This window comes from Bacteroides cellulosilyticus DSM 14838, from assembly GCF_000158035.1.
Classification (GTDB): domain Bacteria; phylum Bacteroidota; class Bacteroidia; order Bacteroidales; family Bacteroidaceae; genus Bacteroides; species Bacteroides cellulosilyticus.
This window is the reverse complement of sequence record NZ_EQ973491.1, coordinates 836,352-847,997: the sequence shown is the minus strand read 5'-3', so window position 1 is coordinate 847,997 and position 11,646 is coordinate 836,352. Positions and strand designations below refer to the sequence as shown.

The window sequence follows — 11,646 nt, the reverse complement described above, 5'->3', positions numbered from 1 at the left end:
TATTGCGCACATGTGCGGCTTTCAATAAGTCGTAACGGGTATCCATTTCCACACAGATAGAATTCAGCGTCTGCACTACCTTGGTTACATCCGTAATGATAGCATCTTCCCCATCGGGCAGTTTGGCAAGGAAGTGATGTTCAATCACCGAATAGATACTGAATTCAACTTTCTTAGGGTCTACCAGCACAAACTTCAGTTCAGCCGGATGCTTCTTATAAAGCAAAGAAGTGATGATGGCATTCAGTCCGACAGATTTACCCTGACCGGTGGCACCGGCCACCAGCATATGCGGCATCTTGCACAAATCAACCATGAAAACCTCATTGGTAATCGTCTTACCCAAAGCTACCGGCAAGTCATAAGTAGACTCCTGGAACTTCTTGCTACCGATGATACTCTGTCCGGAAACAATCTTCGGATTGGAGTTCGGTACTTCAATACCGATTGTTCCTTTTCCCGGAATCGGTGCAATGATACGAATACCCAATGCCGAAAGGCTGAGAGCGATATCATCTTCCAAACCACGAATCTTGGAAATACGAACCCCTTGTTCGGGAGTAATTTCATACAGCGTCACCGTAGGTCCCACCGTCGCCTTTATCGTACTGATTTCAATACCGAAACTGCGCAGTGTATTTATAATCTTATCTTTATTGGCATTCTGCTCCGCCATGTCGATAGTAGGCTCGGCATTATCATAATGCTTCATCAGGTCGACAGTAGGATAACGATAGTTTTCCAGATCGAGACGGGGATTATAGGGTTCCTTTTCCGGACCTTTATATTCGTCATCATTTTCAGTAGCTTCTATTTCGAATACGGGTTCCGCCGCTTTTTCATGGAAAGGAGGTACAGGGTCAGGAACAGGCGTTTCAATAGTCATAGACACTTCTTCACCCGATACCTTGGCAGGCTGTGTTTCCGTAACGCCACCCAAATCCAATGTAATTTCATTTTCCGGTTCTTTTATAGGTTCGGGAATTTCAATGGGAGCCTCTTCTTCTTTTATATCTGCCACATCAGGAACAGAAACCGGCTTTTTCTTTCCTTTTGCCGTCCAGGAGTCCGTAAACTCTTCCGGTGTTTCACCTTTCTCTTCTTCCTCTTTCTGTTTGCGCTTCAGGAAGCTAAGGCTGAACAATCTGCGCAACCAGATAACTGTACGTGCGCTGAGGTAGATAAGGAAGCAGATAGCAGTCACCAACAGAATCATCCAAACGCCCGGAACACCTACCTGCGATACCAACCAGTTGCTGACATTATATCCGTGCATACCGCCCAGATACAGGAAAGAGTCTTTATACTGCTCCACAAAGGCAAAGCCGAAGAAGACAGAGAACCAAACCAACAACAACGAACAACCGATAAACCACTTCCAGAGGCGAACCACCCGTACACGCATCAATTTCAACCCCGCCACTGCAAGGAATACAAGGATGAAGAAAGAGGAAATACCGAAGCAGTCATTAATCAGATAACTTGCCAATTGAGCGCCGCGCGAACCGGCATAATTCTTCACCCCATTATTGGTAGAAGCCAATTCCTGTGCATTACCCGAATCAATGATACTTTGATCCGCCGCTCCCGTAAAGAAAAACGAAGAAAAGGCCAGTAGCAAGTACACAGAGAAAATGACCAATACCAAGCCAATAACAAAGTGAATGGTTTCATTTTTGAAGATCGCCCTTATTTTACCAAACAGGGAAAGGGATTGTTCTGTATCTTTTGTAGAATTTTTCTTAGCCATGAAATAGAATTCCTTAGTAAATGAATGATAGATTGGTGCAAAAGTAATAAAAATATTGCTCTCTTTATAACCTTAGTCTTCTAAAGATTCTCTGAATGGAGAGAGGCATCAGCCAGGTGCAGCGTACAAAAAGTTTATATGCACTTTTACTTGCACGCTTGCACTCATGCTTCGCATCTCCCTATTCATCGGCAACACAGCGGTGGTGGCAGCAAATATAAATAAAGTGCAAGCAATTTGCCTACACTCCATACAAACACGCATATTCCGCTAATAATCTTCCTATTACGCCTTTTTCTGCACATAAATCGGTTGTTTCTGCAACCCTTTATTTTCCAGTTTTCCTTCATCACAAAGACGCCTAATATGCCGGGTGGCTGTAGTTCTCGTCATTCCGGTGAGAGAATAGAAGTCGCCTTTCGTCATAAAGTCGTGCGTAGTGAAGAATTTCTCCAGCCGTTTGTCAATCTCTTCCGGGGTCAGTGGCTTTTGCAATACATTCCGTTGTTTCAGCGGCAGGACTTTAATGTTGCCTACCTCGCTTCGCAGTGCCATGTCGGGACGAAAGGTGATGCTTTTCAGCTTTACCTTGGTGCTTTTCCGTTTGGTATCCACCTTCACCGGTTCAGTGCAGGTCAGCGTAGGGCGAAAATAGCCGATGCCATCCAGGTGTACCTGGCGTCCTTCACCCAATTCCCGTCCCATGAAGTGCGACAGAGCATCGAGCACAGCCGAAACATCCGTTTCGGTCAGCGAACAATATTCCTGTATGAACCTTCGCAACGCGGCAGTGTCCGTGGAGCCGTTCAGCCGGATGCGCGGGTGCAGGGTCAGTTCTTCGTTCTGACGCTCTTTGTTTTTTGGATTCTCGTACCAATCAAATAATATCGCCATTGTTCTTTTGTTATTGCATTCCCCGCTTTCAGTGATATTCAGAGCAGGGATTGCTTATGTTAATCTCTTATGTTTCTTTCGCTAACTGCCTATGTTTCTTTCATTGGCAAGCAATGTTTTTGGCTTGCCCACAGATGTAAATCACGTGCTTCACAACTGTGGTGTTGCTGCTTTACGACTGTGAAGCACAAGATCCACGGCTGTGGACAAGCCAAAATATCAAATGCAAAGATAAAGAAAAAGCAATGCAAAAGCAAGGAAAGGGTGATGTTTTAATAAAGAAAGGCTAGAGAATATTTAATACTACAGGTTTGTATACAAAGAAACTAAGTTTTCTGCGTTTATACTCATCTATTTTTCTGTACTTCTGCATCCTTGTATTTAATGAATGAAGCGAAGGATGAAGATGGAAGAATATAAATGGAGAGAAGTAGTTTGCAGATAAAAAAGAAACCGTATTTTTGTAAGAGACATAAAAAATAAAGAAAGACTTTGTGTCCCCGGCTTTTTGCCGTAACTTGCGCCGTCTTTTGAAAACAGTAACTAAAAATAACCACGATGAAACTAACCCTTATACGCACCGACCGTGAAACCGGTAAAGAATCTTTCAGTACCCTTGAAGCTGAAAACTTGATAGCAAAAATAAAGAAAGAGAACAAAGCAGCGCATGTATCAGCCCTGCGCCATCTCATCCCCATACTGCAAGGAACCAATAATCACTACCAGAACATAGACAAGTTGCCTCGCATCTACCCCGCCGTGGAATATGCCCGTACCAAAGACGGAGAACATCGGGTGAAGATTTACAACGGACTGGTGCAGATTGAAGTCAACCACCTGACAGGTAGCACCGAAGTGGAACAAATAAAACAGCAAGTCTCCCTATTACCCCAGACTTTTGCCGCCTTCTGCGGAAGCAGCGGACGTAGCGTCAAAATATGGGTACTCTTCGCCCTGCCCGACGGCTCACTGCCCAAGCGCGAAAGTGAAATGGCCCTGTTTCATGCCCACGCCTACCGCCTCGCAGTGAACTGTTACCAACCTCTGTTGCCCTACTCCATCACCCTGAAGGAACCGTCGCTCAACCAAAGTTGCCGCATGACGCTGGACGAGCAACCTTACTACAACCCTGCCGCCACCACCTTCTGCCTGGAACAGCCCTTTGCCATACCCGGTGAAACCACCTTCAAGGAACAAAAGCAAGCGGAAACCAATCCCCTATTGCGTATGCAGCCCGGTTATAGTTCATCGGACACCTTTTCCATGCTCTTTGAAGCGGCACTAAACCGTTCATTCGACGGACTGACAAACTGGAAGCGGGGTGACGACCTACGCCCGTTACTGACACGGCTTGCCGAGCACTGTTACAAAGCAGGCATCCCCGAGGAAGAGGTAGTCCGGCAAACCCTGATGCATTATTATCGCGAAGCGGACGAGCCCGTAATACGTGCCGCCATACATAATATTTACCGTGAATGTAAAGGTTTCGGCACCCGCAACAGCATGACCGCCGAACAGGACACAGCCTTCCGCCTGGAAGAGTTCATGAACCGCCGCTACGAATTCCGCTACAACACCGTGTTGGGCGAGCTGGAATACCGCCAGCGCGACTCCATACACTTCCAATTCCGCCCCGCCGACCAGCGGATACGAAGCAGCATAGCGCTCAATGCCCTAAAAGAAGGTATCCGGGTATGGGACCGCGACATAGCACGCTACCTTACTTCCGACTATATCCCCCTACATAATCCGGTAGAAGAATACCTCAACGACACCGGGCGCTGGGACGGAAAAGACCGCATCCGTGCCCTGGCCGACCTCGTTCCCTGCGAAAATCCGCATTGGCGGGAATTATTCTACCGCTGGTTTCTCAGTATGACGGCTCATTGGCGTGGACTTGACCGGCAGCATGGCAACAGTACATCGCCCCTACTGGTAGGCGCCCAAGGGTATCGAAAATCCACGTTTTGCCGCATTCTTTTACCACCGGAACTGCGTTTCGGCTACACAGACAGCATCGACTTCAAAAGCAAACAGGATGCCGAACGAAGCCTGGGACGTTTCTTTCTGATCAACATCGACGAGTTCGACCAGATCAGCGTCAGCCAGCAAGGTTTCCTGAAACATCTGTTGCAAAAACCCGTAGCCAACCTGCGAAAACCTTATGGAACCGCCATTCAGGAGATACGCCGCTACGCCTCCTTCATAGGCACCAGCAATCAAAAAGACTTGCTGACCGATCCCAGCGGCAGTCGCCGCTTCATCTGTATCGAAGTAACCGGTCCCATCAACACCAACGTCACCATCAACTACCGCCAACTCTATGCCCAGGCCATGACTGCCATTTCGCAAGGTGAACGCTACTGGCTGGACGACACCGACGAAGCCATTCTGAAGCAGAGCAATCAAGAGTTTGAACAACCTACTCCATTGGAACAACTCTTCCTATGCCACTTCCAGGCGGCACAAACAGAAGACGAAGGAACGTGGATGACACCGATGGAAATACTTTCTTTTCTCCAGAAAAAGACCAAAGACCGATTAGCCATCAACAAAGTCGCGTACTTCGGGCGTGCACTTCGCAAACTTGGAATCAGTAGCCGGAGAAGAAACCGGGGAACGGAATATCACGTAATAATAAATGAAACGGCATTTCAGTAAAATGCAAATAAATTTGCTACTGCACTCGGTTTACACTATCTTTGCGTTTCAAACCGAGTATATATGAAAAAAGAAAGCCAAGTGATATTCGACCGTAATGTAGTGGAATTCGTCACCGTAGCTGCTGAATTCTGCAAATTCCTAGAGCAGGCGGAAACGATGAAACGTGACACATTTGTCGATACCTCATTAAAGATACTTCCGTTGCTCTACCTCAAGGCGGCCATGTTGCCCGAAACAGAAATAATAGGCGACGACGCTCCTGAAAGCTACGTAACGGAAGAAACGTATGAAGTGCTCCGCATCAACCTTGCCGGGATTCTTGCCGAAAAAGATGACTATCTGGACGTGTTCATACAAGATATGGTTTATAGCGACCAGCCTATCAAGAAGAATATTTCCGAAGACCTGGCAGATATTTACCAGGCCATCAAAGATTTCATTTTCGTCTTCCAGTTGGGATTGAACGAAACAATGAACGACTCCCTGGCTATCTGTCAGGAACAGTTCAAAGAATACTGGGGGCAAACCCTTGTAAACACACTTCGCGCATTGCACGACGTAAAATACCGCCAGTCTGAAGAAGACGAACCGGAAGAAGATGACTGCGATGATGATGATTGCCACTGTCATGGACATCACCATCACGACTAAAGACTTAAATTATGGTTATTAAAAAAACGATTAAAAAGGAAGATATCAAAGAGATGCCCAAAGTACTCTTTCCGGGACGAATACATCTTGTACAAACCCCCTGGGAAGCGGAAAAAGCAGTGACTTATCTTAAGAAGTATTCTCTGTTGGGAATTGACAGCGAAACCCGCCCGTCATTCACCAAAGGGCAATCACATAAGGTAGCCTTACTGCAAGTATCCTCTGAAGAAGACTGCTTCCTTTTCCGCCTGAACCTTACCGGCCTGACGCTTCCGATTATTTCATTGCTGGAAAGTCCGTCAGTTACCAAAGTCGGCCTTTCGCTGCGTGACGACTTTATGATGCTGCACAAGCGCGCTCCTTTTGAACAACATTCCTGCATCGAGTTGCAAGAATATGTCCGTATGTTCGGCATACAGGACAAGAGTCTGCAAAAAATCTATGGTATCCTGTTCGGTGAGAAAATATCCAAATCACAACGTCTCTCCAACTGGGAAGCTGAGCATCTGACCGAACCTCAAAAACAGTATGCAGCCACCGATGCATGGGCATGCCTCAACATATACAACCGATTACAGGAATTGAAAGTTACCGGTGACTATGAATTGGAACCGGATGAACCGCTTACCAACCAAGAATCATTAATCACTAACCCATAATCGCTAATCACTAATCGCATGTACAAAGTATATCTCAAATCCGGCAAAGAAGAGTCATTAAAACGTTTCCATCCCTGGGTATTTTCAGGTGCCATCGCTCATTTCGACGGTGAACCCGAAGAAGGTGAAGTAGTTGAAATCTACACTTCCAAGAAGGAATTCATAGCCAAGGGACATTTCCAAATAGGCAGCATCGCCGTGCGCGTGCTTTCTTTTCATCAAGATGAAGCTATTGATTCTGATTTTTGGAAACGCAAACTCAGTATTGCCTATGAGATGCGTCGCAGCATTGGTATTGCTGAAAATTCGACTAACAACACTTACAGACTGGTACATGGCGAGGGAGATAACCTTCCCGGCTTGATCATTGATATTTATGCCCGCACGGCCGTAATGCAAGCACACTCTGCCGGTATGCACCTCGACCGCATGGAAATAGCCAATGCCCTGAGTGAAGTGATGGGTGATAAAATAGAGAATATCTATTATAAATCAGAAACGACTCTCCCCTTCAAAGCCGACCTCTACCCTGAGAATGGCTTCCTGAAAGGTGGCAGCACAGATAATGTGGCAATGGAATATGGCTTAAAATTCCATATCGACTGGCTGAAAGGACAAAAGACGGGCTTCTTCGTGGATCAACGCGAGAACCGCGCACTGCTGGAACGCTATGCTAACGGACGTTCTGTGCTGAATATGTTCTGTTATACCGGTGGCTTCTCTGTTTATGGTATGCGTGGTAATGCCGAACTGGTACATTCTGTAGACAGTTCCGCCAAGGCTATTGACCTCACGAACAAGAATGTAGAACTGAATTTCCCCGGTGACACCCGCCATGCCGCTTTTGCCGAAGATGCTTTCAAATACCTGGATCGTATGGGCGACCAGTACGACCTGATAGTTCTGGATCCACCCGCATTTGCCAAACATCGCGATGCCCTGCGCAATGCGCTGCAAGGTTACCGCAAGCTGAATGTGAAAGCTTTCGAAAAGATCAAACCGGGCGGCATACTATTCACCTTCTCCTGCTCACAAGCTGTCAGCAAAGAAAACTTCCGCACGGCGGTCTTTACGGCTGCCGCAATGTCAGGTCGCAGTGTGCGTATTCTGCACCAACTGACGCAACCGGCTGACCATCCGGTAAGTATTTACCACCCCGAAGGAGAATACCTGAAAGGGTTGGTGCTGTATGTGGAATAAAACCTCTGATAACAGATACAGTTGTGTGCATCAAAGGAACGATGCACACAACTTACGTACTTCATTCCAGCGATCTTGCGTGCGCTGATCGGCACGCGCCACCTGCATATTATATCGCGTCTGCATATTGAGCAACATTTCAGGATCAAGCCCCAAAGCTGCTTCAAAAAGCAAAGCAAGTTCCGTATTAACCGGGCGCTTACCGTTCAGCACCTCATTCAATTGTGAATACGAAATTCCCATCTGACGTGCCAAGGCGCGTTGAGAAATCTTCCGGTATTCAACTTCGTCTTTTAATATTTCACCGGGATGAATGGGATAGAAAGGTGTTAATTTATTTGCAACCATAGTCATATTCTACTTATTTATAATGGTTAGACAATTCTAATATATTACATACTCTGACAATACATTCATCAATATTCGGCATTGTCGAAATAGTAAATTCAATACGATATTTATCAGTCACTCTTATTGATGAAATACCCTTTTTATCTCCCTGAAGAACTTCATAATTAAGAGAATTTATTTTATATAAATCTTCTTCCCTATTGATCTCTTCCAGACGATAGATACATCTCGCATATCGTTTTATCACATCCGGCTGAAAACGATGTTTCTTATCACTACATTTACCGGACACATAGAGTTCCTTGAGATATTCTTTATCAAATGTAACTAACATAAGCAGTAGTTTGTTCGTTGCAAAGATAGAGATTTAAAACAAAATGTTCACTAAATTGCGAACATTTTATTTTCAGAACTCTTCGTCCTAGTCCCCTCCGACTGTATAATCCGACTCATTCTTCACCCCAATAATCTGTCTTTGATTGATATCGGCGTGGAAGAGTGCGTCCAGTTCTTTCCAGGCCAACTGTTCGGTAGGGTGAAAAGCATCAGACTTCATATACCGAAGCAAGGATGTACGAAACTGATTGCCTTCAGGTGTCCCTGCAATGGCTTGCAGATCGATCATGCAAACTAACAGCTTTCCCTTTCCTACAGCAAATTCAAAGACCAGTCCCAGTTTATGGTTGCGCTCAATGTTATCGACCACCTGAATAAGCGGACGATACTCACCACGGGTTGCATTCAGTATCATGGGACGGGAATTACGGGTAATACTCCACCATTGCCAATCACTGTGACATTCAGTCGGAAAGTATTTCAATAACGGATGTCCGGGATCAGTCAATATGGAAAGTGTACCGGGAGAAACTTCTTTTCCGGCATTTTCCGAAATAGTCTTAAACATAGAGTAATTCCAGTAATCAGGGGTAAACATTCCTCCAACACTCTGTGCTACGATACTATCATGATCGGGAATCAACAGAACGGACGCTCCGCTTTCCAACCTTTTTCGCAGATCATCGTTCAGGAAAGAAGCCACATGAACAGAACCTTCCGACTCGGCAGTTTCATCAGGATATACCCAAAGATGATAATAGTTGCGATACTTACCGGTGGTCAATGTCAGAGTCAGGCGTTGGGCTTCTTTCAGTCCGGAAAGTGAAAGATCAATACTGCCCGCCTTTCCTACTTTGCCCTGAGGAATGGTGGCCATGAGTACTCCATCACGTTTCCATACCCCATTATCAGATACTAAACTCCAGCGAACAGGCTCATTCCAATCGCCTTCCACATAATTAGAAAGAGCAACATCTATGTGAAGCGGCTGAGTATTCAGCCAACAATGATCCTTCATCAATGCCAAAGGAACAAGGGGTGCACAGAAACCATAAAAAGTTTCGGGGGCAACGATACCTTTACTATCCATAAAAGCATCCAGAATCCCCACTAATGCGGAACCTTGTCCGGGATAATCCTGCAAATCGAGCAACTGGAAGCCACCAAAACCGGGAGTACGGAAAGCATATTCCATATCTGCCTTGTAACATTCAATGGAAAAGTGTCCGGTAGCCTGGTGAAAAGTTTTTGCCTGAGAAGAAAGATGGTTCTCTTTCAAACGATCACGAAAAATCTCAAGATTATAAGGATGAAGCACCCCGGTATATTTCTCTATCTGACCGTAATCGGGATAGATTTGAAACTGACAGTTTTCATGCCCCACTACAGGACGGGGACAGTGCGCAATGGCACCGGAATAGTCTTTATCCGTAGCCGGACGCGTATTATTCAAAATGCCACCCTTCTCAGCATCTACGTACGCAAAGGAAGTACGTACATGAGTCGTATATCCGTCTCCACCACCTACACGGCAGGTCACAAAGAAATCTTCTCCATCCTGCGGACCTTTCCAACCAAGGTTATTATTGGAACCGAAGCAATACAAATGACGATTATCCTGATTACGGAAATCATCGAGCCATTCACGCACCACATCTATCTCCGCATCCAGTTCATTACCCAAACCCAGCATCATAAATGAAGGATGATTCCCAAAGTGTTCCAGCAACATGTCCCCTTCCCTTTTCAGAAAATCGTTCAGGACCGTATTTTCACGCTTGATATACCCCCACAAAGGCAACTCAATCTGATAATAGATACCTTCTATATCGGCAGCCTCCAGCGCAGCACGCGGCGGAGTGAAAGAATGACAGCGATAATGATTAATACCGTATTGTTTAGCCACGCGGAATACACGTTGCCAGGACGCTACATCCATCGGACCGTAACCGGTCAGGGGAAAAACACAGGCATCATGTTTCCCACGCAAAAAAGTTTTATAACCATTTATCACAAATTGCGTACCCTCCACTTCAAACTTGCGCATACCGAAATCTACCATTCGGCTATCCCGGTTTTTCCCGGCACGGAGCGTAATGTTCAGTTTGTAAAGTGCGGGATGAAATTCACTCCACAGTAATGGTTTATCACCCATATTCACAGGAAGCTCAATCCGATTTCGTCCTTTCTTCAATCGCACGGCAAGTTTCTGGGGAGACAAGGTATGTGTTTCAGAAGTATTCCAGGCATATCCATCGACATCCAGTATCGCTTTTCCGTCTTTGTCCGCATCGACTTCCACTATAACTAATGCTTGTTTCTTATCCACTTCCGGATATACCTGCACCGACTGGATATAAGAAACCGGAACTGCTTCGATATAAAATTCTCCCAGAATGCCGTTCCAATTCGTTTGCGTAGCATCTGTCCAGGCATGAGAGCCCTGTATTTCTTTAGGGACAGAAGTCGGTGAATTATCGATCCTGATTTTCAGCTGATGCTTCCCTACTGCCAGGGCAGGCAGCTCATACCGGTGAGGCGCATACAGATGACCATAGCTACCGATACTGTCACCATCTACCCACACAGTACTTGGTTTGGTACGCTCCATCATCAAAAACAGTTTCTTACCCCGGAAACTCTCAGGGATATTTATTTCACGGGTATAAATCACTTTACCACTATAAGGATAGAGACGTGTTAACTGATACGTCACCAGCGTATCCCGGTTCCTTTCACCCAGTCGGTTTTCATCTGTCGTACCGGGCAGGCGACAGGTACCTAAAGAACTCTCCCACTCTCCCGCTAACTGGATTTGCTCCCGCAAAGAAGTGTAACCTTGTGCAGTAATCTGTGCCATCATGCTCATACATAACGCAGCAGTCAATAAGATTCTGTTTTTCATCATTTCTCGATTTATGAAGCAAAGGTAAGCAAGGGATAGAAGATTAACTAATACTATCTTTGCCAAAAATGCACTTTACTCTCTCATAAATGGGACAAAAGCTGCCCTATAATCTAAATAATGTTAAGCCAAAGAAGAAAATTAGTAAAACGTTATGTTGTATAACATAAAACCTCTACATTTGCACTGTGTTTTTCATGGTATTAGATTTAAGGTTAATAAAGATTGGCTGTCTG

8 protein-coding genes and 2 pseudogenes are annotated in these 11,646 nt (G+C 45.5%); 4 read left to right on the top strand and 6 right to left on the bottom strand.

Annotated features, from left to right (window positions below; all coding sequences use genetic code 11):
• From BACCELL_RS27760 to BACCELL_RS15440, 3 genes and pseudogenes are all read right to left on the bottom strand, one after another.
• Window positions 1-895 (bottom strand): annotated as a pseudogene (locus BACCELL_RS27760) (DNA translocase FtsK); the annotation flags it as partial.
• 204 nt (window positions 896-1,099) lie between these two features.
• A pseudogene (locus BACCELL_RS27755) lies at window positions 1,100-1,750 on the bottom strand (DNA translocase FtsK 4TM domain-containing protein); the annotation flags it as partial.
• A 285-nt stretch (window positions 1,751-2,035) separates the two neighbouring features.
• Entirely contained in the window at window positions 2,036-2,644 is a 609-nt protein-coding gene (locus BACCELL_RS15440) for an HU family DNA-binding protein (RefSeq protein ID WP_007212820.1), read from the bottom strand.
• Window positions 2,645-3,202: 558 nt separating this feature from the next.
• On the opposite strand from BACCELL_RS15440, the gene BACCELL_RS15435 reads away from it, so the two are divergent.
• The 4 genes from BACCELL_RS15435 (at window position 3,203) to BACCELL_RS15420 (ending at window position 7,818) form a co-directional block, all read left to right on the top strand.
• A complete protein-coding gene (locus BACCELL_RS15435; RefSeq protein ID WP_007212817.1) occupies window positions 3,203-5,305 on the top strand; it encodes a BT4734/BF3469 family protein in 2,103 nt (700 codons plus the stop codon).
• Window positions 5,306-5,368: 63 nt separating this feature from the next.
• Window positions 5,369-5,959, top strand: a complete 591-nt coding sequence (locus BACCELL_RS15430) for a DUF5063 domain-containing protein (protein WP_007212816.1) — start codon at window positions 5,369-5,371, stop codon at window positions 5,957-5,959.
• 11 nt (window positions 5,960-5,970) lie between these two features.
• On the top strand, window positions 5,971-6,618 hold the full coding sequence (locus tag BACCELL_RS15425; RefSeq protein ID WP_007212815.1) for a 3'-5' exonuclease: 648 nt from the start codon (window positions 5,971-5,973) through the stop codon (window positions 6,616-6,618).
• A gap of 18 nt (window positions 6,619-6,636) precedes the next feature.
• Complete coding sequence (locus BACCELL_RS15420) at window positions 6,637-7,818, top strand: class I SAM-dependent rRNA methyltransferase (RefSeq protein WP_007212814.1); 1,182 nt, start codon at window positions 6,637-6,639, stop codon at window positions 7,816-7,818.
• 30 nt (window positions 7,819-7,848) lie between these two features.
• On the opposite strand, the gene BACCELL_RS15415 is transcribed toward BACCELL_RS15420, so the two are convergent.
• From BACCELL_RS15415 to BACCELL_RS15405, 3 genes are all read right to left on the bottom strand, one after another.
• Window positions 7,849-8,172 carry a HigA family addiction module antitoxin gene (locus BACCELL_RS15415; protein WP_007212813.1) on the bottom strand — a complete coding sequence of 108 codons (324 nt, stop codon included), beginning with the start codon at window positions 8,170-8,172 and terminating at the stop codon, window positions 7,849-7,851.
• A 7-nt stretch (window positions 8,173-8,179) separates the two neighbouring features.
• Window positions 8,180-8,503, bottom strand: a complete 324-nt coding sequence (locus BACCELL_RS15410) for a type II toxin-antitoxin system RelE/ParE family toxin (protein ID WP_007212812.1) — start codon at window positions 8,501-8,503, stop codon at window positions 8,180-8,182.
• Between the two features lie 87 nt (window positions 8,504-8,590).
• A complete protein-coding gene (locus BACCELL_RS15405) occupies window positions 8,591-11,410 on the bottom strand; it encodes a glycoside hydrolase family 2 protein (protein WP_052309562.1) in 2,820 nt (939 codons plus the stop codon).
• Between the last annotated feature and the right edge of the window lie 236 nt (window positions 11,411-11,646).

Bases quoted from the DNA above. Each gene is read 5' to 3' on its own strand.
- BACCELL_RS15440 (WP_007212820.1), bottom strand. From the start codon at position 2,644: ATGGCGATATTATTTGATTGGTACGAGAATCCAAAAAACAAAGAGCGT.
- BACCELL_RS15435 (WP_007212817.1), top strand. From the start codon at position 3,203: ATGAAACTAACCCTTATACGCACCGACCGTGAAACCGGTAAAGAATCT.
- BACCELL_RS15430 (WP_007212816.1), top strand. From the start codon at position 5,369: ATGAAAAAAGAAAGCCAAGTGATATTCGACCGTAATGTAGTGGAATTC.
- BACCELL_RS15425 (WP_007212815.1), top strand. From the start codon at position 5,971: ATGGTTATTAAAAAAACGATTAAAAAGGAAGATATCAAAGAGATGCCC.
- BACCELL_RS15420 (WP_007212814.1), top strand. From the start codon at position 6,637: ATGTACAAAGTATATCTCAAATCCGGCAAAGAAGAGTCATTAAAACGT.
- BACCELL_RS15415 (WP_007212813.1), bottom strand. From the start codon at position 8,172: ATGACTATGGTTGCAAATAAATTAACACCTTTCTATCCCATTCATCCC.
- BACCELL_RS15410 (WP_007212812.1), bottom strand. From the start codon at position 8,503: ATGTTAGTTACATTTGATAAAGAATATCTCAAGGAACTCTATGTGTCC.
- BACCELL_RS15405 (WP_052309562.1), bottom strand. From the start codon at position 11,410: ATGAAAAACAGAATCTTATTGACTGCTGCGTTATGTATGAGCATGATG.